26 protein-coding genes and 1 other RNA gene are annotated in these 24896 nt (G+C 61.4%); 8 read left to right on the forward strand and 19 right to left on the reverse strand.

The annotated features are described in order from the left end of the window. Nucleotide 1 precedes the first annotated feature (1 nt). The 8 genes from murF to rsmI form a co-directional block, all read right to left on the reverse strand. Nucleotides 2-1366 carry a UDP-N-acetylmuramoyl-tripeptide--D-alanyl-D-alanine ligase gene (gene murF, locus FFS60_RS05225; protein ID WP_137821330.1) on the reverse strand — a complete coding sequence of 455 codons (1365 nt, stop codon included), beginning with the start codon at nt 1364-1366 and terminating at the stop codon, nt 2-4. Next, nucleotides 1359-2822: a UDP-N-acetylmuramoyl-L-alanyl-D-glutamate--2,6-diaminopimelate ligase gene (gene murE / locus FFS60_RS05230; protein ID WP_028628453.1), complete on the reverse strand. Its 1464-nt coding sequence runs from the start codon at nt 2820-2822 to the stop codon at nt 1359-1361. The genes murF and murE overlap by 8 nt, the downstream gene beginning before the upstream one ends. Beyond that, nucleotides 2822-4555: a penicillin-binding transpeptidase domain-containing protein gene (locus tag FFS60_RS05235; protein WP_036997353.1), complete on the reverse strand. Its 1734-nt coding sequence runs from the start codon at nt 4553-4555 to the stop codon at nt 2822-2824. The genes murE and FFS60_RS05235 overlap by 1 nt, the downstream gene beginning before the upstream one ends. Next, on the reverse strand, nt 4552-4845 hold the full coding sequence (gene ftsL, locus FFS60_RS05240; protein ID WP_028628455.1) for a cell division protein FtsL: 294 nt from the start codon (nt 4843-4845) through the stop codon (nt 4552-4554). The genes FFS60_RS05235 and ftsL overlap by 4 nt, the downstream gene beginning before the upstream one ends. After that, on the reverse strand, nt 4842-5789 hold the full coding sequence (gene rsmH, locus FFS60_RS05245; RefSeq protein WP_028628456.1) for a 16S rRNA (cytosine(1402)-N(4))-methyltransferase RsmH: 948 nt from the start codon (nt 5787-5789) through the stop codon (nt 4842-4844). Before rsmH ends, ftsL begins: the two co-directional genes overlap by 4 nt. After that, nucleotides 5786-6241, reverse strand: a complete 456-nt coding sequence (gene mraZ, locus FFS60_RS05250) for a division/cell wall cluster transcriptional repressor MraZ (protein ID WP_028628457.1) — start codon at nt 6239-6241, stop codon at nt 5786-5788. The genes rsmH and mraZ overlap by 4 nt, the downstream gene beginning before the upstream one ends. Nucleotides 6242-6564: 323 nt before the next feature. Beyond that, nucleotides 6565-6923, reverse strand: an RNA gene (rnpB, locus tag FFS60_RS05255) — RNase P RNA component class A. A 40-nt stretch (nt 6924-6963) separates the two neighbouring features. Next, nucleotides 6964-7836 carry a 16S rRNA (cytidine(1402)-2'-O)-methyltransferase gene (gene rsmI / locus FFS60_RS05260; RefSeq protein ID WP_137821331.1) on the reverse strand — a complete coding sequence of 291 codons (873 nt, stop codon included), beginning with the start codon at nt 7834-7836 and terminating at the stop codon, nt 6964-6966. 120 nt (nt 7837-7956) lie between these two features. On the opposite strand from rsmI, the gene FFS60_RS05265 reads away from it, so the two are divergent. From FFS60_RS05265 to FFS60_RS05280, 4 genes are read left to right on the forward strand one after another with little or no spacing between them, the layout of a single operon-like run. After that, nucleotides 7957-9768 carry a penicillin-binding protein activator gene (locus FFS60_RS05265; RefSeq protein WP_028628459.1) on the forward strand — a complete coding sequence of 604 codons (1812 nt, stop codon included), beginning with the start codon at nt 7957-7959 and terminating at the stop codon, nt 9766-9768. Further along, entirely contained in the window at nt 9765-10133 is a 369-nt protein-coding gene (locus tag FFS60_RS05270; protein ID WP_028628460.1) for a YraN family protein, read from the forward strand. Before FFS60_RS05265 ends, FFS60_RS05270 begins: the two co-directional genes overlap by 4 nt. Nucleotides 10134-10161: 28 nt before the next feature. After that, nucleotides 10162-10755: a phosphoheptose isomerase gene (locus FFS60_RS05275; protein WP_028628461.1), complete on the forward strand. Its 594-nt coding sequence runs from the start codon at nt 10162-10164 to the stop codon at nt 10753-10755. Continuing rightward, entirely contained in the window at nt 10752-11282 is a 531-nt protein-coding gene (locus FFS60_RS05280) for a BON domain-containing protein (RefSeq protein ID WP_028628462.1), read from the forward strand. Before FFS60_RS05275 ends, FFS60_RS05280 begins: the two co-directional genes overlap by 4 nt. A 47-nt stretch (nt 11283-11329) precedes the next feature. Here FFS60_RS05280 and FFS60_RS05285 read toward each other — a convergent pair whose 3' ends face one another. From FFS60_RS05285 to rplM, 7 genes are all read right to left on the reverse strand, one after another. Beyond that, the gene (locus FFS60_RS05285) at nt 11330-11758 is read right to left on the reverse strand and encodes a ClpXP protease specificity-enhancing factor (protein WP_028628463.1); all 429 of its coding nucleotides are present in this window, start codon (nt 11756-11758) and stop codon (nt 11330-11332) included. Between the two features lie 10 nt (nt 11759-11768). After that, nucleotides 11769-12386, reverse strand: a complete 618-nt coding sequence (locus FFS60_RS05290) for a glutathione S-transferase N-terminal domain-containing protein (protein ID WP_028628464.1) — start codon at nt 12384-12386, stop codon at nt 11769-11771. 88 nt (nt 12387-12474) lie between these two features. Then, entirely contained in the window at nt 12475-13257 is a 783-nt protein-coding gene (locus tag FFS60_RS05295; RefSeq protein WP_137821332.1) for a cytochrome c1, read from the reverse strand. Further along, complete coding sequence (locus tag FFS60_RS05300) at nt 13257-14468, reverse strand: cytochrome bc complex cytochrome b subunit (protein ID WP_137821333.1); 1212 nt, start codon at nt 14466-14468, stop codon at nt 13257-13259. The genes FFS60_RS05295 and FFS60_RS05300 overlap by 1 nt, the downstream gene beginning before the upstream one ends. Beyond that, nucleotides 14468-15061 carry a ubiquinol-cytochrome c reductase iron-sulfur subunit gene (gene petA, locus FFS60_RS05305; protein ID WP_137821334.1) on the reverse strand — a complete coding sequence of 198 codons (594 nt, stop codon included), beginning with the start codon at nt 15059-15061 and terminating at the stop codon, nt 14468-14470. Before petA ends, FFS60_RS05300 begins: the two co-directional genes overlap by 1 nt. Nucleotides 15062-15315: 254 nt before the next feature. Beyond that, nucleotides 15316-15708 (reverse strand): 30S ribosomal protein S9, encoded by a 393-nt coding sequence (gene rpsI / locus FFS60_RS05310; protein ID WP_028628468.1) that lies wholly within the window; start codon nt 15706-15708, stop codon nt 15316-15318. A 14-nt stretch (nt 15709-15722) separates the two neighbouring features. Next, the gene (gene rplM, locus FFS60_RS05315; RefSeq protein WP_016490991.1) at nt 15723-16151 is read right to left on the reverse strand and encodes a 50S ribosomal protein L13; all 429 of its coding nucleotides are present in this window, start codon (nt 16149-16151) and stop codon (nt 15723-15725) included. 275 nt (nt 16152-16426) lie between these two features. Between rplM and FFS60_RS05320 the strand changes: the two genes are divergently transcribed. Further along, the gene (locus FFS60_RS05320; protein WP_028628469.1) at nt 16427-17464 is read left to right on the forward strand and encodes an NADP(H)-dependent aldo-keto reductase; all 1038 of its coding nucleotides are present in this window, start codon (nt 16427-16429) and stop codon (nt 17462-17464) included. Nucleotides 17465-17512: 48 nt separating this feature from the next. Here FFS60_RS05320 and FFS60_RS05325 read toward each other — a convergent pair whose 3' ends face one another. Continuing rightward, nucleotides 17513-18652 (reverse strand): acyl-CoA dehydrogenase family protein, encoded by a 1140-nt coding sequence (locus FFS60_RS05325; RefSeq protein WP_028628470.1) that lies wholly within the window; start codon nt 18650-18652, stop codon nt 17513-17515. Between the two features lie 249 nt (nt 18653-18901). Here FFS60_RS05325 and FFS60_RS05330 point away from each other — a divergent pair, with 249 nt between their 5' ends. Then, nucleotides 18902-19801 carry a GlxA family transcriptional regulator gene (locus FFS60_RS05330; protein ID WP_162144818.1) on the forward strand — a complete coding sequence of 300 codons (900 nt, stop codon included), beginning with the start codon at nt 18902-18904 and terminating at the stop codon, nt 19799-19801. 129 nt (nt 19802-19930) lie between these two features. Then, nucleotides 19931-20896, forward strand: coding sequence for a hypothetical protein (locus FFS60_RS05335; protein WP_028628472.1), 966 nt, complete (start codon nt 19931-19933; stop codon nt 20894-20896). Between the two features lie 58 nt (nt 20897-20954). On the opposite strand, the gene zapE is transcribed toward FFS60_RS05335, so the two are convergent. The 3 genes from zapE to FFS60_RS05350 form a co-directional block, all read right to left on the reverse strand. Next, entirely contained in the window at nt 20955-22049 is a 1095-nt protein-coding gene (zapE, locus tag FFS60_RS05340) for a cell division protein ZapE (RefSeq protein WP_028628473.1), read from the reverse strand. Nucleotides 22050-22144: 95 nt separating this feature from the next. Further along, nucleotides 22145-23491: a tryptophan--tRNA ligase gene (locus tag FFS60_RS05345; protein WP_137821335.1), complete on the reverse strand. Its 1347-nt coding sequence runs from the start codon at nt 23489-23491 to the stop codon at nt 22145-22147. A 29-nt stretch (nt 23492-23520) separates the two neighbouring features. Further along, nucleotides 23521-24147: an alpha/beta hydrolase gene (locus tag FFS60_RS05350; protein WP_028628475.1), complete on the reverse strand. Its 627-nt coding sequence runs from the start codon at nt 24145-24147 to the stop codon at nt 23521-23523. Nucleotides 24148-24276: 129 nt separating this feature from the next. On the opposite strand from FFS60_RS05350, the gene FFS60_RS05355 reads away from it, so the two are divergent. Beyond that, the gene (locus FFS60_RS05355; protein WP_028628476.1) at nt 24277-24717 is read left to right on the forward strand and encodes a YhcB family protein; all 441 of its coding nucleotides are present in this window, start codon (nt 24277-24279) and stop codon (nt 24715-24717) included. The last annotated feature ends 179 nt before the right edge of the window (nt 24718-24896 follow it).

Genomic DNA, 24896 nt, shown 5'->3' on the forward strand with positions numbered 1-24896 from the left:
ATTAGTGAGCCTCCCCCGTCCCGCAAAGCGCCGCGACGACTTTGTCCATCGCTGCGCTGCGGGAGCCTTTGATCAGAATTGTGGTGTTTGAGTCCTGCTCGCTGACCAGCGCCTGGATCAGGCTGGCCTGGTCGGCGAAATGACGCCCTTGGGTGCCGAAGGCAGTAACCGCATGTGCCATCAGCGGACCGACGGCGTACAAGGCGCTAACCTTGCCGCGCGCGTATTCGCCTACGTCACGGTGGCCCTGTTCGGCCCATTCGCCGAGCTCGCCCATATCTCCGAGCACCAGGACGGTGCGACCGGAAAAGCCGGCGAGTATATCAACGGCGGCGAGCATCGACGCGGGGTTGGCGTTGTAGCTGTCGTCGATTACGCGCATGCCGCTGGTGGCGAGCTGCGCTACGGCGCGGCCTTTGACAGGCTGCAGGTTTTCCAGGCCCGCCTTGATCCCGACCAATGGCACGCCCAAGGCATGGGCGGCTGCGGCAGCGGCCAGAGCATTGGCGACGTTGTGCGCCCCCAACAGGTTGAGCTGGATGTCCGCTTCGCCGACCATGCCACGAAGGCTGAAGGCCATGCATCCGCGGGCATCCCGAGCCAGGTTCTCAGCGCGCACGTCGGCGCGCGAATCATCCAGACCGAAACTGATGACTTTCCGACCGGCAGCACGTGTGTGCCAGATGTCGAATGCGCGGTCGTCACGATTCAGAACAGCGATACCGTCAGACGACAGCCCTTCGAGGATTTCACCCTTGGCCTCTACGATTTTCTCGGGCCCGCCGAATTCACCCACATGGGCAGTGCCGGCGTTGTTCAGGATCGCTACTTGGGGACGGGTCAGGCGTACCGTGTAGAGAATCTCGCCGACACGGGAGGCTCCGAGTTCGATGACGGCGCTGTCGTGTCCGGCGCCCAGTTCCAACAATGTCAGGGGCACGCCGAGATCGTTGTTCAAGTTGCCGCGGGTAGCCAGCACGGAACCCTGGGTCCGCAGGATGCTGGCGAGCATTTCCTTGACCGTGGTCTTGCCACTGGAACCGGTGACCGCGGCAACACGGCCGGTGAAGCCATCGCGGTTGTAGGCCCCCAGACGGCCGAGACCTTCGCGGGTGTCGGCCACCAGCAGTTGCGGAATTGGAGCGTCAGCCACCTTGCGCTGTACCAGCGCAGCGACGGCACCTTTCGCAGCGACGTCCGAAATGTAGTCGTGCCCATCGAAACGCGGGCCGACCAAGGCAACGAATAGTTGTCCGGCTTCAATCTTGCGGCTGTCGCTGGAGACGCCGGTAAAGGCGACGTCGGCCCCCACCAGCTCTCCCTGGAGCGGCGCGAGCAGTTCAGACAACTGGAAGGGCTTAAGCATGCGGCACCTCCCAGGCATCCAGCGCCTTGGCAGCTTCGTCCAGGTCGGAGAAGGGATGACGCACGCCGGCGATCTCCTGGTAATCCTCATGCCCCTTGCCTGCCAACAGCACCACATCGTCAACATTGGCGGAGGCGATCAGCTGGGCAATCGCCATACCGCGGCCGGCGACAAACTCAACATTGTCGGCGTCGGCAAAGCCTGGACGGATGTCACCGAATATCTGCGCGGGGTCTTCGGTGCGCGGATTGTCATCGGTCACCAGCACCCGGTCGGCGAGGCGCGCGGCGACAGCCGCCATCAGTGGGCGCTTGCCGCGATCCCGATCACCGCCACAGCCGAACAGGCAGAGCAGGTGACCCTGGACGTGAGGGCGCAGGGCTTGGAGAACTTTTTCCAGCGCATCCGGCGTGTGGGCGTAATCCACTACCACCAGGGGTTTCTCGCCTCCCCCCAGGCGCTGCATACGGCCAATCGGGCCTTGCAGCGACGGCAGCACATGCAGTACGTCGGCCAGCGGGTAATCCATGGCCAGCAGCGCGCCAACCACGGCAAGCAGGTTGCTGAGGTTGAAACGGCCCAGCAGCGGGCTGCGCAGAAGGCCTTCGCCCTGGTGGGTAACTACGTGGGCGCTTACACCGTGATCGTCGAAACGGGCTTCGCGGCAATAAAGGAAGGCACTGGAATCTTCCAGGCTGTAGCTGAACAAGCGCGACTCGTGCTGCTCGTTAGCCAGTTGGCGACCAAACTCGTCATCCAGGTTGACTACCCGCGCACGCAGGTTAGGCCAACTGAACAGCCTGGCTTTGGCGGCCGCATAGGCCTCCATGGAACCGTGGTAGTCCAGATGATCACGGGACAGGTTAGTGAACACCGCTACGTCGAAATCCAGGGCGGCAACCCGGCCCTGCTCCAGACCATGGGAAGAAACTTCCATCGCCACGGCTCGGGCACCGGCCTGCTTCAGGTTGGCCAACGTAGCTTGCACGGCCAGCGGGTCGGGTGTGGTATGACGGCCGCTTTCCAGCTCGCCGTAGAATCCGGTACCCAAGGTGCCGACAATGCCGCAACGCTCGCCCAATTGGTCAAGGGCCTGGGCCAGCAGTTGGCTGACACTGGTCTTGCCATTGGTGCCGGTGACGCCAACGAGGCGCAGGGCACGGCTCGGCTCGCCATAGAAGCGGCCGGCAATGGCCGACAGCTGGTTAGCCAGGCCTTTGATCGGAATCAGTTCCGCGCCGACAACCTCAGGCACCTCGGCACCAGCAGTTTCATAGGCCACGGCGACCGCACCGCGCGCCACGGCGTCGGCGATATGGGCACGACCGTCGTGCTGTGCGCCGGGCACAGCCAGAAACAGATCGCCCGGACGCACTTTTCGGCTATCCAGGGTCAGTTCGCGAATCAAGGTGGCGCATTGTGCTTGGAGCAGTAGTTGGTTCAGTGGCATGGGCATCAGATCCGCCCTCCTTTGCCGGTAACCGCGTTTGCGGTTTGTTGTTCCTCGGTGGGCAGGTTGTCTGGCGCGACGTTCATCAGCCGCAGGGCGCCGGCCATGACCTTGCCAAATACCGGGGCCGAAACCAGGCCGCCGAAATAGCCCGCCTTGCTGGGCTCGTCGATTACCACCACCATCGCAATGCGCGGATTTGTGGAAGGACCGAAGCCCGCGAATAGCGAGCGATAGGCGTTCTGGGTGTAGCCCTTGGTTCCTACGCTGGCTTTACGTGCCGTGCCACTCTTGCCGGACACGTGGTAGCCCGGCACCTTGGCGCGGAATACGCCGCGCGGCGCCTCGACCACCTGCTGCAGCATGACCTGCATGGTCCTGGCGACATCTTCAGGAATGACCTGGACGCCATCGGGGACATTGTCCACCCGAGTCATCGACAGCGGTACCGCCTGGCCGTTATTGGCCAAGGTGGCGTAGGCGTGGACCAGTTGGATCGCGGTGGTCGACAGGCCATAGCCATAGGACAGGGTCGCGGTTTCCGCCTTGCGCCATTCGCGGTGGTTGGGCAGATTGCCCACGCGCTCACCCGGGAAGCCAAGGCCGGTATCCTGGCCCAGGCCGAGCTTGCGCATGGTGTCGTAGATAGTCTCGCCGCCGATATCGAAGGCGATCTTGCTCATGCCGACGTTACTGGAGTTGATCAGGATACCGGTCAGGTCGAGGATCGGACCTTCGCTCCTGGATACGTCCTTGATGGTGTAGCGGCCTATCTGCAGGGAGCCGGGGTAGACCTCGACCTTGTCCTCAGGCTTCCAGCGGCCGGTCTGCAGGGCCGCAGACATGGAGATCGGTTTTACAGTCGAGCCCGGCTCGAACACGTCGATCATGGCGCGGTTGCGCATGGCCGCCGGTTGCAGGTTACGACGGTTGTTCGGGTTGTAGGTGGGCTGGTTGGCCATTGCCAGCACCTCGCCAGTCTTCACATCGACAATCACGAGACTGCCCGCCTTGGCACCATTTTCAACCAGGGCGTTGCGCAGCTCCCTGTGGGCCAGGTATTGCAGGCGCAGGTCAATGGACAGGGCCAGGGTCTTGCCAGGCTTGGCGTTGCGGGCAACCTGAACGTCCTTGATCAGACGACCACGGCGGTCCTTGAGTACCTGGCGCTTGCCTGGCACACCAGCCAACCACTCTTCGAAAGACAGCTCGACACCTTCACGACCGCGGTCATCGACATCCGTAAAGCCCACTACATGAGCGGTGACTTCGCCCGCCGGATAGAAGCGGCGAAATTCTTCGATGCCGTAAACCCCCGGCAGCTTGTTGGCGATGATGGCCTGTCCCTGCTCCGGTGTAAGACCACGCACCAGGTACATGAACTCGCGGGTGGCGTTCTGCTCGATGCGCTGGGCAAAGGCCTTCGGATCCTGCCCCAGCGCCTGGGCGATCTTCGGCCACTCGCCGCGCAGCGCCATCAAGTCCTTGGGATTGGTCCAGAGGGTAGTAACCGGCGTACTAACCGCCAGGGGCTCACCATTGCGATCGGTGATCAGGCCGCGGTGAGCGGGAATCGGGATATGCCGCACGCTGCGTGCATCGCCATGCGCCTTGAGGAAGTCATGGTCAATCACGTGCAGGTCAACGATACGCCAGGAGATGGCACCGATCATGATGGCGAGCAAACCCAGGACGACCCGGAAGCGCCACGGATAGAGCGCGCCTTCGAGTTTCATCATGGCGCCACCATCCGCACTTCAGTCGGATCGGGGATTCGCATCTTCAGCTGTTCGCTGGCCAGGGACTCGATGCGGTTGTGTGCAGTCCAAGTGCTCTGCTCGAGAACCAGGCGCCCCCATTCGGCCTGTGCCTTGTCGCGCACACTGAGCTCCGAATAGAGCTCGTTGAGTAGCTTGCGGTTCCAGTGGGCGCTGTACGACACCGCGATGGCGGACAGCAGGACGCCCGCGAACAGCAGCAACATCAGCAGGCTGCCGCCAGGCAATGGCTTGGCGTAGATGCGGCTCATCGCACCTTCTCCGCCACACGCATAACTGCGCTACGCGAGCGCGGGTTGGCCTTGAGCTCTTCGTCCGACGCGTACTGCGGCTTGCCCAGCAGCTTCAAGCGCGGCTCGAAGACAGCCTGGCGAACCGGCAGGTCACGGGGCAGCTTGTCGGCTTCGCCCTTGGCGTGTTTGCGCATGAACAGCTTGACGATGCGATCTTCCAGCGAGTGGAAGCTGATCACCACCAAACGACCACCGACAGCAAGGGACTCGAGCGCAGCATCCAGCCCCTGCTCCAGGTCGCCGAGCTCATTGTTGACATGAATGCGAATGCCTTGAAACGCGCGGGTAGCAGGATTCTTGCCCTTCTCCCAGGCGGGATTGGCCGCGGTCAACACAGCAGCCAGATCGGCGGTGCGCTCGAATGGTTTCTCAGCACGACGCTGCACCACGGCACGGGCCATTCGCTTGGCGAAGCGCTCTTCTCCGTAGTCCTTGAAGACGCGGGCGATTTCGTCCTCGCCAGCGCTGGCAATCCACTGCGCGGCACTCTGGCCGCGGCCGGGGTTCATGCGCATATCCAGCGGACCATCATTTAGGAAACTGAAGCCACGCTCCGGATCGTCCAGTTGCGGGGATGACACGCCAAGGTCGAGCAGAACGCCGTCCACCTTGCCGCCCAAGGCGCGCGCCTGCACCTCATCACCCAGCTCGGCAAAGCTCCTTTGCACAATGACAAAGCGGCCGTCATCGGCCGCCAGAGCTTGCCCCGCTGCAATCGCTTGCGGGTCTTTGTCGAACCCCAACAAGCGCCCGCCGGGCCCGAGCCGCTCCAGAATGAGCCGACTATGCCCACCTCGCCCGAAGGTGCCATCCAGGTAGCAGCCGTCTGCGCGCAAGGCGAGTCCTTCCACTGCCTCTTCGAGCAGTACGGTGATATGACGGAAGCTGCTGGTTGCGCTCACAGGATTAGGTCACGTAGTTCATCCGGCAGACCGCCAGGTTGTTTGATTGCCATGAGATCCGCCTCGGAAATCGCGTTCCAGGCATCTTCATCCCACAGTTGAAATTTGTTCAGTTGGCCGACCAGCATGGCCCGCTTGTCCAGACTGGCGTGCTCACGCAGGCGCGGCGGAACAAGGAAACGCCCGGCGCTATCCAGCTCCAGGTCCACGGCATTACCGATCAGCAGACGTTGCAGGCGGCGAGTTTCCTCGCGCAGGGAAGGCAGCTCTCGCAGCTTGGCTTCGATGAGCTCCCATTCAGGCAGGGGATAGACAGTCAAACAGGGATCGACGGCGTCGATTGTCACGATGAGCTGCCCACCACAACGCGAAACGAGCTCATCACGATACCGACTTGGCATCGCGAGTCGCCCTTTGGCGTCGAGACTGATGGCGTTAGCTCCGCGAAACAAGGCTGCGCTCCCCCATTGATTGGCTTTCCGTGCCAGTAAATCCCACTTCTACCCACTTCGCTCCACTTCCGCACACTATAGAAATGCGCAAGCCCCACCGTCAAGGCGCGCAAAAGCGGAAAATTCCTTACAGGACGGCAATTTAGCGAGGGTTCGGAAGGGATTGGGATGGTTATACCGAGGCAAAGACGGAGCAAAATCCAGCACTTACAGGAAGCTGAACTTCGAACTTAAAGTAAATTGTTAAGAGTAAGATCTTTTCGGTATTTCTAAGGAGGGTAAGAGAACGCGAAAGAGCTAACGCGGAGCAGAAAGGAGAAAAAGCAGAGAGTCGATCTGTAAGCCGGGTTCTGTCGAGGACAGTCATTCATCTACGGCTGCCATCACTGACAGCCTTTAGCAACCTACCCGAATCCGACGCGGGCCACGCCATGGATTCCTATTTGGTCTTGCTCCGAGTGGGGTTTACCTAGCCACGAACTGTTGCCAGTCGTGCGGTGCGCTCTTACCGCACCTTTTCACCCTTACCGGCGCTTGCGCGCTTAGGCGGTTATTTTCTGCGGCACTTTCCGTAGGCTTGCGCCTCCCAGGCGTTACCTGGCACTCCGCCCTATGGAGCCCGGACTTTCCTCCCTCTCAAAATCGCAGAACGAAATGAGACAGCGACTGTCCGATCGACTCTCCACCGCCAAGATTAACGGCAGGCGCTCCCAAGAACAAGCTCAGGAATCGCCCTGCCGCTCCAAGGCCGCCTGGTAGAGCAGATTCTTGCGCACGCCCGTGATCTCCGCCGCCAGCGCGGCAGCCCGCTTCACCGGCATTTCTGCGAGCAACAGGTCCAGAACTCGCAGCGCTTCTGCACTCAGAGCCCCCTCACCCTCCGGCGCCTGCCACCCCTTTACCAGCACGACACACTCGCCGCGCTGCTGGTTCAAGTCCGCCGCCACCCAGCCACACAACTCATTCAGCGGCGCGCCCTTCAGCGTTTCGAACGTCTTGGTCAACTCCCGCGCCAGCACCGCCGGGCGATCGCCACCGAATACGCCACGCATATCCTCTAAAGACTCCAGAAGTCGATGCGGCGCCTCATAGAAGATCAGCGTACGCGGCTCTTCCTTTAACTCGTCCAACCGCCCACGGCGAGCATTGGCTTTGGCCGGCAGGAATCCCTCGAAAATGAATCGATCCGACGGCAGACCAGCGGTCGACAGCGCCGCGATCAGTGCACAGGCCCCGGGCACAGGCACCACTGTGATTCCCGCGGCACGCGCTTGTCGCACCAGATGAAAACCCGGATCGGAGATCAGCGGCGTACCTGCATCAGAAATCAGCGCCACGTCATCCCCTGCCTGCAATCGCGCGAGGAAGCGCCCACCCTGGTCCCGCTCGTTGTGCTCGTGACAGGCAGCCAGGGGTGTTTCGATGCCGAAGTGCTGCAGTAGACGGGCCGAGTGACGGGTGTCCTCGGCGGCGATCAACGCAACCTCTCGCAACACTCGCAGGGCTCGGGCGGTGATGTCGTCGAGGTTACCGATAGGCGTTGCGACCACATACAGCGTGCCGGAAGCACTGCCACTGGCAGGGGAAAGAGTCACAAGCCACCTCGGAAAAGACTTAAAGCGCGCATTGTATCCCGATTCGCCGGCCCGACATCGCGCCTCAACCGGGGCTTGGGTACAATCGCGTCTTTCTTCAACGAGTATCGGGACCGATAAATGATCGCTTGCCTGCGTCCGCTCTCCGCCCTCTGCCTCGCCGGCCTGCTGGCTGCCTGCGCCAGTTCGCCCTCGTCCAGCCTTGGCGAACTGCCCCGCACACCTCAGGCCAGCATCGAGCAACTGCTGCAGCAAGCCAGCGAAGCGAAACCGGAAGAAGCCGCACTGCTGCGCCTGTCCGCCGCCGACCTCGCCTACAAACAGCAGGATATCGGTCGTTCGGCTCGCATCCTGGAGCAGATTCCGCTGGAGAGCCTGAAGCCCGCCCAGCAGATATTCGCCAGCACCCTGGCTGCCGAACTGGCCATGGCCCGCAACCAAACCAAGAGCGCCCTCAAGGCACTGAGCCATCCCAGCCTCGACCACCTTGCCGAGCTACCCGTTGACCAGCAGGTGCGCACTCAACTAGTTCGTGCCCGCGCCCTGGAAGCCGACGGCCAGACACTCGCCGCCGCCCGCGAACGCGTGTTCATTGCTCCGCTGCTCAGCGGCGAAGCCGCCAGCAACAACCATGAAGCAATCTGGGCACTGGTTTCCAGCCTGCCGCTGAACCAATTGCAAGGCGGCGCCGACAAGGACCTTGCCGGCTGGCTGGAACTGGCGAGCCTGACCAAGACCTCGTCCACCCTGGAACAGCAGCAAGCCGCCATCGATAACTGGCGCGCAATGAATCCGGACCACCCGGCCGCCAAGCAGCTGCCGCAGGCCCTGACCAAACTCAAGGAAATTGCCGGCCAACCGCTGACCAAGATCGCCCTCCTGCTACCCCAGGAAGGCCAACTGGCCTCCGTGTCCCGCGCCTTGCGCGATGGCTTCCTGGCCGCCCACTACCAGGCGAAGCAGTCCGGCCAGCAGCAACCGGCCATTGAGCTCTACGATAGCTCCAAGCTGACCTCTATCGACGACTTCTACCGCCAAGCCCAGGCCGACGGCGTACAACTGGTAGTCGGCCCACTGGAGAAACCGCTGGTCAAGCAGCTCAGCACCCGAGAGCAACTCCCCATCACCACACTGGCACTGAACTACAGTGACTCGGGCCAGGAAGCTCCAGCCCAACTCTTCCAGTTTGGCCTTGCCGCCGAAGATGAAGCCCGGGAAGTGGCCCGTCGCGCCTGGGCTGACGGCATGCGCAGCGCCGTGGCCCTGGTGCCTCGCGGCGAGTGGGGGGATCGCGTATTGCGCGCCTTCCAGCAGAGCTGGCAAGCCGAAGGTGGTCGTCTTATCGCCGCCGAGCACGTCGACCAGCCGGTGGCGCTGGCCCAGCAGATTGCCGATCTGTTCCAACTCCGCCAGAGTGAAGCCCGCGCCAAGCGCCTGCAGGGGACCCTGGGCGTACCGGTAGCCGCCCAACCGGCGCGCCGCCAGGACGTCGACTTCATCTTCCTCGCCGCCACCCCACAGCAAGCCCAACAGATCAAACCAACCTTGGCCTTCCAGTACGCTGGCGATGTACCGGTCTACGCCACTTCCCACCTCTATTCGGCAAGCAACGATCAGGCCCAGTACCAGGACCTGAACGGCATCCGCTTCTGCGAAACCCCCTGGCTGCTGAACGGCGACGATCCACTACGCCAGCAGGTCGGCAACCAATGGCCACAAGCCGGCGGCAGCCTGGGACGCCTCTATGCCATGGGCGCGGATGCCTATCGCCTGGCACCGCGCCTAACGCAGCTGAAAGTACTGCCGGAAACCCAAGTGGATGGACTTTCCGGCCGACTGAGCCTCAACCCCGCCCGCCGTATCGAACGCCAGCTCCCCTGGGCTGAGTTCCGAAATGGCCAGGTCCAGCGTCTGAAAGACAGCGACTCTTGAGTGACAAACGCGCCCGCGGACAAGCGGCGGAAGCCCTTGCCCGCGCCCACCTCGAAGCAAACGGACTGCGTTTGTTGTCTCAGAACTGGCTGTGCCGTCGCGGCGAGCTCGATCTGGTCATGCTCGACGGCGATACAGTAGTATTCGCCGAAGTCCGCTACCGGCGTCATGCCGGCTGGGGTGGCGCCCTCGAGAGCGTCGATGCCCGCAAGCGCGAAAAACTGGCATACGCCGCCCAGCAGTTCCTCCAGCAGGAATCCCGCTGGGCCAAACACCCTTGTCGATTTGATGTGATTGCCGTCAATGCAATGGACGGTGATTCACCCCCGCGACTGACCTGGCTGAAGAATGCCTTCGACACCTGATCGGTCGCCCCACTGAAGGTCTTACCCGATGGACATGCAACCCCGTATTCGCCAACTCTTCCAGGCCAGCATCGACACCAAGCTGCAGGCCATGGAACTGCTGGCCCCGCACATCGAGCACGGCAGCATGGTGATGGTCCACGCGCTGCTCAATGAGGGCAAGATCCTGTCCTGCGGCAACGGCGGCTCGGCCGGCGACGCCCAGCACTTCTCCTCGGAATTGCTCAATCGTTTCGAGCGCGAGCGTCCGAGCCTGCCCGCGATCGCACTAACCACCGACAGTTCGACCATCACCTCAATCGCCAACGACTACAGCTACAACGAAGTTTTCTCAAAGCAGATCCGCGCACTCGGCCAACCCGGCGACGTACTGCTGGCCATCTCTACCAGCGGCAACTCGGCCAATGTGATCCAGGCCATCCAGGCCGCCCACGACCGCGAAATGGTGGTAGTTGCCCTGACCGGGCGCGACGGCGGCGGCATGGCCTCATTGCTACTGCCCGAAGATGTGGAAATCCGCGTTCCCTCCAAGGTCACTGCGCGCGTCCAGGAAGTGCACCTGCTGACCATCCACTGCCTCTGCGACCTGATCGACCGTCAACTGTTTGGGAGTGAAGAATGATCCGTTCCCCCCTGATTCTCGCTGGCCTCGCCCTCTGCCTCGCGCTTTCCGGCTGCGGTGGCCGCACCATTGGCAAGACCATCGACGACCAGTCCATGCCATCCAAGGTGCGCGCGAAAGTCGAGGCCGCCAGCGCTGACCTGAAGACCAACTCGCACATCGTGGTCTCCAGCTACAACGGCGTGGTGCTGCTCGCTGGCCAGACGCCGCGCGCCGACCTCAAGGAACTGGCCGGACAGGCTGCCCAGAGCGCTCAGGGCGTACGCCGCGTGCATAACGAACTGCAAGTCCTGCCGCCCTCCTCCACCCTGGCGCGCATGAATGACAGCACCATTACCACCAAGATCACCACCCAACTACTGGCCGACAGCAAGGTTCCCAGTTCGCAGATCAAGGTGGTGACCGAGAACGGCATCGTCTATCTGCTAGGCCTGGTCACCCGCCAGGAAGCCCAGCTGGCCACCAGCATCGTTCAGGGTGTTTCCGGCGTACAGAAGATCGTTCGACTCTTCGAATACACCAACTGACCCCTGCGGCAGGCATAAAAAAGGCGATCCGAGGATCGCCTTTTTTCTTACTTGACCACTTTCAGACTGGGCCGGCCGCTTGGGCGGGAGGGATCACCTCCCGAACTTGGCGGCTCATTACCGGAGGGGCCGTCATCGTCCGGCTCCGGATCATCCCCGGGAAGCGGCGGCTCAAGATCGAAGACCATGCCCTGTCCATTTTCTCGGGCATAGATGGCCATTACCGCAGCCGAAGGGATGTAGAGGCTGTGGGCAACCCCACCGAAGCGACCCTCGAAGCTTACCGCGTCGTTGTCCATATGAAGATGGCGCACGGCACTGGGAGAAACATTGAGCACGATCTGGCCATCATTGGCGTAGCCCGGTGGCACCTGCACACCCGCATGCTCGGCATTGACCAGCAAGTGCGGCGTGCAGTTGTTATCAACGATCCACTCGTAGAGAGCACGGACCAGGTAGGGACGACTGGAATTCATCTTGGTCTCCTCAGCGCATATCGCGCTCGGCGGCGGACAAGCTGGCCAGGAAGGAGTCTCGAGAGAAGGCCCGCTCCATGTAGTCCAGAAGCGGCTTGGCCGGCCGTGGCAGCTCGATGCCCAGCACGGGAAGGCGCCACAGAATCGGCAGCAAGCAGCAATCCACCAGGCTGAAATCTTCGCTCAGAAAATAGGGTTTGTCGGCAAATAGCGGCGATACGCCGGTCAGGCTCTCGCGAAGCTCCTTGCGCGCCAGCGCCTTGTCGGCGTCCTTGCTGCGCGGATCAAGGATGCGATCCACCAGTGAGCACCAGTCGCGCTGTACGCGATGGATGAGCAAGCGAGTATTGGCTCGAGCTACCGGATAGACGGGCAACAGCGGTGGATGGGGATAGCGCTCTTCGAGGTACTCCATCACCACGGTGGACTCATAGAGCGCCAGATCGCGATCTACCAGGGTTGGCACGCTGCCGTAGGGATTGACCTCGGCCAACTTGGGCGGGCAACGGCCCGGCTCTACATTGATGATCTCGGCAGCGACCCCCTTCTCGGCGAGCACAATGCGCACACGATGGGAGTAGTGGTCGGCAGGGTCGGAATAACAGGCCAGCCTATTGGTGACGGCCATTGCGCCCTCCTCACTAGGGATTATTCAGGGGCAGAAAGACGCGCGCGCCCAATAAGGGCGCGCGCTTGTGAAACAGTCCAGCAGTGTATCAGTGCACGTCCTTCCAGTACTCGCGCTTGAGCAGATAGGCGAATACGAAGAAGAATGCCAGGTACAGCAGGACGTAGGTCCCGACGCGCTGGCTTTCCAGCTTGACCGGATTGGCCGAGTAAGCCAGGAAGGTCACCAGATTCTGGACCTTCTCGTCAAACTCGGCTTCGGTCAGCTTGCCGGTCTTCGGCACCACGGTCAGTTGATCACAGGCTTCATGGGTGATTGGCGCGCCAGTCAGCGGATCGAACTGCTTCTTGCCGTCCTCTACCACCTGAACCTGCTTGCAACCAATGACCTGACGGCCCTGCAGGCTGACCAGGACGTTCGGCATACCGACGTTCGGGAAGACCTTGTTGTTCACGCCCCAAGGACGCGCAGGATCCTCATAGAAGGCACGCAGGTAGCTGTACAGCCAGTCAGTACCACGCACGCGGGCAACCAGGGTCAAGTCCGGGGGAGCCGCACCGAACCATACCTTGGCGTCGTTGGGCTGCATGCCGATCTTCATGTGATCGCCGATCTTGGCGCCTGTGAAGACCAGGTTCTGCAGCATCAACTCTTCGGAAATACCGAGATCCTTACCTACACGCTCGTAGCGCTGGAACTTGGCACTGTGACAGCCCATGCAGTAGTTCGCGAAAGTACGCGCGCCGTCCTGCATCGCAGCCTTGTCGGTCAGGTCGATGTCGACCTTGTCCAGATGCACACCTTGACCGCCAGCAGCGAAGGAAAGAGCCGGCAGCGCAGCAAATACAAATGCAGCAAATAGCTTTTTCATTAGCCCGTCACCCTTTCCGGAACCGGTTTGGTTTTTTCCATCCTGGTGTAGAACGGCATCAGGATGAAGTACGCGAAGTACAGGATGGTGCACACCTGCGACAACAACGTACGGCCCGGGGTCGGCGCGAGAACGCCCAGCACGCCAAGGATGATGAAGGAGACGCAGAACACCAGCAGCCAGATCTTGCTCAGCCAGCCCTTGTAGCGCATCGACTTGACGGGGCTACGATCCAGCCACGGCAGCACGAACAGCACAGCGATGGCAGCACCCATGGCGATTACGCCGAGGAGCTTGTCTGGTACCGCACGAAGAATCGCGTAGAACGGGGTGAAGTACCATACCGGCGCGATGTGCTCAGGAGTCTTGAACGGGTTCGCCTGTTCGAAGTTCGGCTTCTCGAGGAAGTAGCCGCCCATTTCCGGGAAGAAGAACACCACGAAGCAGAACACGAAGAGGAATACCACGACACCGACGATGTCTTTCACGGTGTAGTAGGGGTGGAACGCGATGCCATCAAGCGGCACTCCGTTCTCGTCTTTCTTCTTCTTGATGTCCACGCCGTCCGGGTTGTTCGAACCCACTTCGTGCAGGGCCAGGATGTGCAGCACAACCAGGCCAAGCAGAACGATCGGCAGGGCGATCACGTGCAAGGCGAAGAAGCGGTTCAGAGTGATACCGGAGATCAGGTAGTCACCACGGATCCACTGGGTAAGGTCATCACCCACCACCGGGATTGCACCGAACAGGGAGATGATCACCTGGGCACCCCAGTAGGACATCTGGCCCCAGGGCAGCAGGTAACCCATGAAGGCCTCGGCCATCAGGGCGAGGTAGATCAGCATGCCGAAGATCCACACCAGCTCACGCGGCTTCTGATAGGAGCCGTAGAGCAGGCCGCGGAACATGTGCAGGTAGACAACGACGAAGAATGCCGATGCACCGGTGGAGTGCAGGTAGCGGATGATCCAGCCGTACTCCACGTCGCGCATGATGTACTCGACCGACGCGAAGGCCTCTTCGGCGGACGGAGTGAAGCTCATGGTCAGCCAGATACCGGTAAGGATCTGGTTAACCAATACCAGCAGTGCCAGCGAACCGAAGAAGTAGAAGAAGTTGAAGTTCTTCGGGGCGTAGTACTTGCTCAGATGGTCTTCCCACATCTTGGTCGCGGGGAAGCGCGCATCGACCCATTCCATGAATTTGCTCATCAGGCCTTCTCCTGGTCCACACCGACGACGATGACGTCATCCGACTCGTACGAGTACGGCGGCACCGGCAGGTTCAGAGGCGCGGGCTGCGCCTTGTAGACACGACCGGCGAGGTCGTAGCGGGAGCCGTGACAGGGGCAGAAATAGCCGCCGACCCATTCGGCGCCCAGGTCAGCCGGCGCGACTTCCGGACGGAAGGACGGCGAGCAGCCGAGGTGGGTACAGATACCTACCAGCACCAGGATTTCCGGCTTGATCGAGCGGATGACCGGATCCACGTAGGTCGGCTGCACCGAAGCCTTGGACTCCGGGTCGGCCATGCTACCGCTGAGCTTGCCCAGATTGGCCAGGATCTCTTCGGTACGACGCACGATGAACACCGGCTGACCGCGCCATTCGGCGATGATCTGCTGGCCTACCTCGACCTTGCTTATATTCACCTTGACCGGTGCACCCGCGGCCTTGGCCTTGGCACTGGGCAGCCATGACCCCACGAACGGGACCGCAGCCCCCACCGCTCCCGCCGCACCGACCACGGACGTGGCCGCTACGAGGAAGCGACGCCGGCCTGCATTCACGCCGTCATTGCTCATTCAGTCGTCTCCCATCAGCTTCTGTGGCCTGTTGCTCAGGCCTCTACTAAGTAAAAAATCGAGCCGCGCAAAAAATTCGCCAAATGGTAAAGAAAACCCCCTTTGCTGACAAGGTAATAGCCGGATACAAATAGGCCGAAAGCCTTGAACGGCGCGGGATTCGCACGTGCGACAAGCTGTCGCATGCCATAACTTTTAGCGCATAAAAAAACGCCCAGCTCCGAAGAAACTGGGCGTTCTTTGCAAGCGCTGAATTAACGCTTGGAGTACTGCGGACGCTTACGCGCTTTGCGCAGACCGACTTTCTTACGTTCAACTTCGCGAGCGTCGCGAGTCACGTAGCCGGCTTTACGCAGCGAACTGCGCAGGGTTTCGTCGTATTCGATCAGGGCGCGGGTGATGCCGTGGCGAATAGCACCGGCCTGACCGCTTACACCACCGCCAACGACGGTGACGTAGATATCGAATTTCTCGACGGTCTCGGTCAGCTCCAGCGGCTGACGCACGACCATGCGAGCGGTTTCGCGACCGAAGAAGGTATCCAGGGTGCGATTGTTGATGGAGATCTTGCCAGTACCCGGACGCAGGAAGACGCGCGCGGTAGCAGTCTTACGACGGCCGGTGCCGTAGTTTTGAGTCGCCGACATAATGAACTATCCCGTTAAATCTTCAGTTCTTGGGGCTGCTGAGCGGTGTGCGGGTGAACAGCACCCTTGTACACCTTCAGCTTGCGATACATGTCGCGACCCAGCGGATTTTTCGGCAGCATGCCTTTTACCGCGGTCTCGATCACGCGCTCAGGGGCTTTGGCAATCAGCTTCTCGAAGTTGATTTCCTTGATGCCGCCCGGGAAACCGGAGTGCGAGTAGTACATCTTGTCGGTAGTCTTGGCACCGGTAACACGAACCTGCTCGGCATTGATCACGACGATGTAGTCGCCGGTATCAACGTGAGGGGTGTATTCCGGCTTGTGCTTGCCACGCAGACGGCTGGCAATTTCGGTGGCCAGACGACCCAGGGTCTGACCTGCAGCGTCGACGACGTACCAGTCGCGCTTAACAGTTTCCGGTTTTGCAGTAAAAGTCTTCATTCGCTATAGCCTCAGGGGCCGCCCTGAAAATAAGACGGCGGATCTTACTGAATAGTGCTCGCTCTGACAAGGTCAGAGACAGCCGGAAACAGACGCTATCGGGGGCTCGGGTCAGCGCGTCCGCTACGGCATAGGGTTTTCGGCAGGCTAGGCATCCCCGCCTTCCTTCTCTGCAGGCTAGGCATCCCCGCAAAGAAAGCCGCGAAATTATGCCGATTGCAGGAAAAATTTCAACCTGATTTCATTCATCCTTTATGAAAACGCTGGAGGCAGCGATGGAATACCGCCAACTCGGCCGCACCGACCTCAAGGTTAGCAGCCTATGCCTAGGCACTATGACCTGGGGTGAGCAGAACACCGAGACAGAAGCCTTCGCTCAGATCGAGCGCGCCAAGTCGTACGGCATCAACTTCATGGACACGGCGGAGATGTACCCCGTACCGCCGCGTGCCGAAACCTACAGCGCCACCGAAACCATCATCGGTAACTGGTTCGCCAAGTGCGGCGACCGTGCGGAGTGGGTCCTGGCAAGCAAGGTAGCCGGCCCCGGCAACGGCATCAGCCATATCCGCGACGGCAACCTGAAGCACAACCGCCAGCACATCACCGCCGCACTGGACGCCAGCCTGAAGCGCCTGCGTACCGACTGGATCGACCTCTATCAGTTGCACTGGCCCGAACGCAGCACCAACTTCTTCGGCCAGCTCGGCTATCAGCACAAAGAGGACGACTTCACACCGCTACAGGAAACCCTCGCAGTGCTCGGCGAGCAGGTCAAGGCTGGCAAGATCCGCCATGTCGGCCTGTCCAACGAAACACCCTGGGGCACCATGAAATTCCTCCAGCTTGCCGACCAGCTCGGGTTGCCGCGCGCCGCGTCCATTCAGAACCCCTACAACCTGCTCAACCGCAGCTTCGAAGTAGGCCTGGCGGAAGTGGCGATTCGCGAGCAGTGTGGGCTGCTGGCGTATTCGCCAATGGCCTTCGGCATGCTGTCCGGCAAATACGAGAACGGGGCACGCCCAGCCAACGCGCGGATCACGCTCTTCAGCCGCTTCACCCGCTACACGAACCCGCAGTCCCAGGCGGCTTGCTCGCGCTATGTGCAACTGGCTCGCGAACACGGGCTCGATCCAGCGCAAATGGCCCTGGCATTCGTCACAGCCCAGCCTTTCGTGACCAGCAATATCATTGGCGCCACCTCGCTGGAACAGCTGGAAGCGAACCTGCACAGCAGCGAGCTGAAACTGTCCGAAGCCGTGCTGGAGGGCATTGCCGCCATCCATAAGGACCAGCCAAACCCAGCCCCCTAAAAACGCAGAAGCCCGGCACGTGCCGGGCTCCTCGTGTCCTCCGCTGCCTTACACCAGGGAACGGGCGATGATTTCCTTCATTATTTCGTTGGTGCCGGCGTAAATTCGCTGCACCCGCGCGTCCGCCCAGGCCCGCGCTACCGCGTACTCCCACATGAAACCGTAGCCGCCGTGCAACTGCACGCACTCGTCCAGCACTTTGCACTGCAGGTCGGTTCCCCAGTACTTGAGCATTGCCGCAGTGGGCACATCCAGCTTGCCATCCAGATGCAACTCCAGGCACCGATCGACGAATACACGACCGACCTGGATTTCAGTGGCCATCTCGGCCAGCTTGAAGCGGGTGTTCTGGAACTCGGCGATGGATTTGCCGAAGGCCTTGCGCTCACGGGTGTAGTCCAGGGTCCAGTTCAGCGCCGCCTCCGCCGAGGCCAGTGCACCGATGCCCACGGTCAGGCGCTCCTGGGGCAGCTCCTGCATCAGATAAGCGAACCCCATACCGGCCTGGCCCAACAGGCTCTCCTTCGGTACACGAACGTCCTGGAAGAACAGTTCGGCGGTGTCCTGGGCCTTCATGCCTACCTTCTCCAGGCGCTTGCCCTTCGCGAAGCCCGGGGTGCCCGCCTCTACCAGGAACAGGCTGGTGCCCTTGGCGCCCGCCTTGGGGTCGGTCTTGGCCACCACAATCACCAGATCGGCAAGAATGCCGTTAGTGATAAAGGTCTTGGAGCCATTGATTACATAGTCGTCGCCATCCAGTACCGCAGTGGTCTTCACTCCCTGGAGGTCAGAGCCAGCGCCAGGCTCGGTCATGGCGATGGCAGTCACCATCTCACCGCTGACCAGCTTGGGCAGGTACTTCTTCTTCTGCGCCTCGGAGCCGTAATGCAGGATGTAGGGTGCAACGATGTCGGAATGCAGCGAAAAGCCGATGCCGGTCAGTCCCAGACGGCCGATCTCCTCGATCACCACCGCGCTGTAGAGGAAGTCGGCAGCCATACCGCCGTATTCCTCCGGAATGTGCGAGCAGAGCATGCCGGCCTCACCCGCCTTGTTCCACAGGGTGCGATCGATGTGGCCGTCTTTCTCCCACTGATGGTGATAGGGCACGGCCTCCTGCTCGAGGAACTTGCGCACGCTGTCGCGGAAGAGTTCGTGGTCAGAGCTGAACAGGGTTCTCGGGATCATGGCATCACCTTGGAATGACACTGTGGTCATGTGGGTTCGGAGGCCACCGACTCTAGGCCAGCCCCCTCCCCCGCCACACTGGACACTTAGGACAAAAAATAAGACGATCCAGCCGGAGAATGACCGCTTTCCCCTAATAAGAACAACACCATGAGTAATTCGCAGTCCCCTAACCTTCGGCAGGTCAGCATCCTGGCCATCGACGGTGTCTTCGCCTCCACCTTGATGCAGGCCAAGGACTTCTTCCACATGGCCAGCCTGCGCTTCGGCAAACTGCAGGGCAAGGGCCTCACCCCCGCGTTCCAGATCCACTTGGTCAGCCCTGATGGTCGGCCGGCGGACAGCTTCAGTGAAGTACAACTTCCGGTAGACGGGCCTCTGGACGACGCGGAAATCATCATCATCCCGGCCTTCTGGGGCGATTTCGACGCCCTGCTTGCGCGTTATCCACAGGTCTGTGGCTGGCTGCGAGAGCGCCACGCCGCTGGCAGTGCCATTTGCGGCGAGGCCACCGGGGTATTCTGGATGGCCCAGGCCGGCCTGCTGGACGGCAAGGAGGCAACGACCTACTGGCGCTTCTTCGGAGAGTTCGCCGAACGCTTCCCCAAGGTTCTGCTGAATCAGGACAAGCACCTCTCCGACGCTGACAACCTCTACTGCGCGGGCGGTGTCACCTCGGCCTGCGACCTGTACATCTACCTGATCGAACGCTTCTGCGGCGCCGGCATCGCCCAGGCGGTCGCCCGCGACATCCTCTACGAAGTACAGCGCAGCTACACCCCGGGCCGCATCGGCTTCGGCGGGCAGAAGCTGCACCACGACATGACCATCCTGCAGATCCAGCAATGGCTGGAAGATCACTTCGCCGACAAGTTCCGATTCGAGGATGTGGCCCGCGACCATGGCATGAGCATTCGCAACTTCATGCGGCGCTTCCAGGCAGCTACCGGCGACAAGCCCCTGCACTATCTGCAGCGGTTACGCATCGAAACGGCGAAAGGGCTGCTCTCGGCTACGCGCAAGAGCATCAAGACCATCAGTTACGAAGTGGGCTACGACGACGCCAGTTTCTTCGCCAGGCTGTTTCGCCAGCACACCCAGCTTTCTCCGAATCAGTACCGCCGTCAGTACCAGCAAAAAGGAGAATGACGCCGCCATTCCAAGGATAGGTTGGCCGGCAGCGCCACGACCCTATGATCGGCCCATGCCCGAACGGGATGCTCCGAACCCGCGCCAGCCCCGGCACGGGAGGACAACAACAAGAAAAGGTCCATCGCCATGCGCCGCTACCTGCTTGCCCTGCTAGCCGCCTGCAGCCTTACCGCTGTGGCGGACGACAACTGGAAACCCTTCCCCTATGACCAGGCCGCCTACGACTACTCCGGCGACAAGCTGCGTGAGGCCTGGCCGCGCCTGACTCGAGGATTCGGCCCGAACTACCCCTACCCGGATGCCGACTGGGTGGTGACCATGGCCACCAAGTACCCGAAGGCCCTGGAACTGACCGTTACCGGCAATACCGGCTTCACGGGCAAGCCCGAGGAAGCCGAGGCCTACGCAGCCAAGCTGCAGGATGTCTGGCGCCTGATGTTCCGGGGTGAATTTGCCAAGGCGAAGAAGCAGGGCCTGGAACTGGGCGTCGGCGGCCAGGTGCCAGCCATGTTCGCCCAAGTGGTTTATGCCATGTTCCTGGTGCCTGATCAGGCGGAGAAGCATCAACTGTTGGAAGAAGTGATCCGCTACACCGACGAAGCCGGCGATCTGGTCAAGGCAGATGTGGTCGCCCAGTTCGGTCGGGCCTACGCCAAGGCCCGCCTGGGTGAGGAGCTGCCGGTTCCGGTAGTGCTCAAGCGCGGCTATACCAGCCAGATTCCCGATGAGCTGGACGCCCTGCTGATGAAACAACCGCAGCAGCCTTTCGCTCTCGCCCTATACGGCGGCTACGAGGCTGGCGTGATCCGCAAAGTGGGCAAGCTGGTGGGCAAGATGACCTACGGGGTCAGTTCGGACAAGATGGAGCAGTACTTTGCCCGCTCCTTCAAGGCCACCGACGACCTGCCCATTGGTCACTACGAGTACGCCAACGCACTGGAATACGTGTACGGCGAGGACGAGGAAGCCAAGGCGCTGGAACACCTGAGGAAGGCGGTGGCAATCAAGCCGATCAACGCCATGGAAGCGCTGGAAGTCGCCCATGCGCAAAGGCTGCTGAAACAGCAGGAGCAGAAGCTGGCGCAGAACTGAAATACCCTGGCGAAATTGAGAAAGGCTGCCTTCGGGCAGCCTTTTTCTTGCGTGTTCCTCAAGGCTTGTGCGGCCTGGAAAGGAACTCGTGGGACTGCATCTCGAGCAGGCGACTAAGGGTACGCTGGAACTCGAAGTTCAGGCGGCCACCGGAATATAGGTCCTTCAGCTCCACTTCGGCCGAGATGATCAGCTTCACGTTGCGGTCGTAGAACTCATCCACAAGGTTGATGAAGCGCCGCGCCATGTCGTCCTTGGCCACGCCCATCTGTTCGACGTTGGCAAGGATCACCGCATGGAAGATCTTGCCCAGCTCGATGTAGTCGTTCTGGCTGCGCGGGCCATCGCAAAGCTCACGGAACTCGAACCAGGCGACGTCTTCGCAGACGCGCACGGTGCGGATCTCGCGATTCTCGATCATCAGGACTTCGTTTTCCTGAGCCATCGTGCAGTCTGGCAGTAGGCTCTTGAAGCTGCGGCTCAGGCTGGCCTCGGCCTCGGTGTCCAGCGGGAAGTGGAACAACTCCGCCTGCTCGAGGGCGCGCAACCGATAGTCCACGCCACTGTCAACGTTGACGATATCGGTGTGCTCCTTGAGCAGCGCGATGGCCGGCAGGAACCGCGCCCGCTGCAGGCCGTCCTTGTAGAGGCCATCAGGGACGATGTTCGAGGTCGCCACCAGGCTGACGCCGTTCTTGAACAGCTCCTCGAGGAGCGTGGCCAGAATCATGGCGTCGGTGATATCGGAGACGAAGAACTCGTCGAAGCAGATCACTCGGGCTTCATCGGCGAAACGCTTGCCAATGATGGTCAGCGGGTTCTTTTCGCCCTTGAGGGTCTTCATCTCCTCATGGACGCGTTTCATGAAGCGGTGGAAGTGGGTACGCATCTTCTGCTTGAACGGCAGTGCTTCGTAGAAGGTATCCACCAGGTAGGTCTTACCGCGACCCACTCCACCCCAGAAGTACAGGCCCTTCACCGGGCCCTGTCGCTTCTTGCCGAACAGGCCACCCAGCAGGCCGGGCTTGCTGCGGCCGTCAGCGATCAGGTCGTCATACAGCCGCTGCAAGTGGCGAACAGCCGTTTCCTGCGCAGCATCGTGAAAGAAATCCGGCCGTTTGAGATCGGCCTGGTAGCGCTCGAGGGGGGTCATGATCGGTAGCAAGGCAACGAAAAACGGGGCGAGTACTTTAGAGCCTGCCCCGTAGATTGGCAATTGGCCGGCAAAGCCGGCCGCTGGAAAGGCAGTTATTCCTGGGACGCGAGAGCCACATAGAGGCGCTGGATAGCAGCATCGCGGGCCGCAGCGTCGGCAAAGGCGGGGCTGGAAGCCACCTGCTCGTCATCCAGCCAGATACCGAAGGCTTCGCCTTCGACACGCAGGTCCAGCTCATCGCTTGACTGCAGACGCTTGCTGACCTGGCCGGCGGTCTTGCCGTCGGCGAAGGAGCGAGACAGCAGCAGTTGCTCCCCATCGGCATCCAGCAGACGGAAACGGAAGCTGCCGTCCTCGTCGCGGAAACTCACGAAGCGCGCGCTCTTGGCCGCTTTCTTCTTCGTCTCGCCACCAGCTTGTACGTTGGTGCGGAACGATCGCAAACCCACAGCCTCTCGCAGTTCGTTGAGGAAGGGCGTGGCGATCTTGCGGGCCTTGGCAGCGCCGGCCAGGAGAATGTCCTCCAGATCGGACGGCCGCTCGATCAGTGCATGGTAGTGCTCGCGCGCCTCGCCCAGTTCGTTGTCGAGCAACTGGAACAGACGCTGCTTGGCTTCGCCCCAGGCCAGGCCAGCCAGCAGGTCAGCACGGAACTCGGCGAGCTGCGCCGGGGTGGCGAAGGCCTGGTACAGGGTGAAGAGATGGGAGTTGTCCGGGTCTTTCGGCTCGCCGGGTGCGCGGGAGTCGGTGACGATGCGCGCGATGGCGTCCTTCAACTGCTTGGCGCTACCGAACAGTGGAATCGTGTTGTCGTAGCTCTTGGACATCTTGCGGCCATCGAGTCCGGGCAGGGTCGCTACCTCTTCCTCGATCACCGCTTCCGGCAGGGTGAAGTACTCGCGGCCGGCCCCGAACAGGTGGTTGAAGCGCTGGCCGATGTCGCGGGCCATTTCCACATGCTGGATCTGGTCGCGGCCAACCGGCACTTTGTGTGCGTTGAACATCAGAATGTCCGCGGCCATCAGCACCGGGTAACTGTACAGGCCCATGGTGACGCCGGCATCCGGGTCTTCGCCGTTCTCCAGGTTCTTGTCCACGGAAGCCTTGTAGGCGTGCGCCCGATTGAGCAGCCCCTTGGCGCTGACGCAAGTCAGCAGCCAGGTGAGCTCGGGGATCTCGGGAATGTCAGATTGGCGGTAGAAGGTCGCCTTATTGGTATCCAGGCCACAGGCCAGCCAGGTGGCGGCGATTTCCAGGCGCGAACGCTGGATGCGGACCGGATCGTCGCACTTGATCAGGGCATGGTAGTCGGCCAGGAAGTAGAAGGAATCGACGTCGCTGGCGCGACTGGCAACGATGGCCGGGCGGATGGCGCCTGCGTAGTTGCCGAGGTGCGGCGTGCCGGTGGTGGTGATGCCGGTAAGGATACGAGTGGTCATGGTGTTCGCTTGTCAGACTTCGTTCGGAATCAGAGACGCGGCAGGACCAGATCCTTGAGATCGGTCAGCTTGCCGTGGAAGAAGTGCCCGCATTCTGCCACTTTCAGCAGCTCATGGGGGCGCGTGAGGCCAGCGGACCAGTCATACACCGCTTGGGGCGGCACGACCTCATCGGCTTCGGGCTGGATCACTGTCACCTCGCCGCCTTCAGGCAGCGGGTTATCCGCCGTCAGGCGCATGACCGCCGGCGCCACCATGAACAGGCGTGGGACCAAGATACCCTGACGCTCGAGGCGACCAGCAAGGCTGGCAGCAACGAAGCCACCAAAGGAGAAGCCGAACAGGGTCAGAGGCAACTCCGGTCGCTGGGTGTGGAACCAGTGGGCGACGGCTTCGGCGTCGTCCACCTCGCCAGTGCCCATGTCATGACTACCGGTACTGGCGCCGACGCCTCGATAGTTGAAGCGCAATGTGCTGTATCCCGCGTCACGGGCGGTGCGTTGCAGGGTGGAAACCACCTTGTTGAGCATGGTGCCGCCTTGCACCGGATTGGGATGACAGATCAGCGCCAGGCCTTTGGCCTCGGGCAAATCAAGATGCAGCGCCTCGATCTGGCCACAGGGACCATCGAGCAGGAGAGGGTTTTCTCGGCTCAACTAGGGAAACTCCGTGACCCCGTGACGGGTCGACTCGTCTTGGATTAGCACAACAGGGCTTGCGTCGCGGTATACAGCGCGGATTCGAGCCGTTAACGTAAAGCAAAGCCGTTTATAGAGGAAGGACTCGTGGAACAGTCGCTCACCGTCTGGTTGTTACCAGCCTTCGCCCTGCTCGCCGGTATCGGCATCGGATTCCTGATCGCCCGCCTGGTGCCCAATGCCGCTCCGAGCCGGACGCAGCGCCAGCTGGATGATCTGCAGGAACGTTTCGATACCTACCAGAGTGAGGTGGTCACTCACTTCAACACCACCGCCAGCCTGGTGAAAAAACTCACCCAGAGCTACCAGGAAGTGCAGGAGCATCTGTCCGAGGGCGCCAGCCGCCTGGCCCTGGATGAGCTGACCCGCCAACGCTTACTGGCCGCACTACACGCCGATGAGGCTGCCAGTCCGCGAGAGCGCCTGACACCACCGAAAAGCAATGAAGCGCCCAAGGACTATGCGCCCAAAGCCCCGGACGCCCCTGGCACCCTGGACGAGACCTTCGGTCTGAAAGGCAAGTACTGATTCCTTCACGGCTGGACCTCCGATCGGCCAGCCGAACCGGAGGCCAACAAAAAGCCCCGCAATGCGGTAATGCTGTTCACTTAAGCGGAGCAGCATTGCGGTCCACCGGGTAGCGGGTCTTGCAGATCTTCACCGTCCTCGGCCTTGAGGGCCTTGGGCGGTGATCCAGAAACAGCCCG

This window comes from Pseudomonas sp. D(2018) (assembly GCF_005502555.1).
Taxonomy (GTDB): Bacteria; Pseudomonadota; Gammaproteobacteria; order Pseudomonadales; family Pseudomonadaceae; genus Metapseudomonas; species Metapseudomonas resinovorans.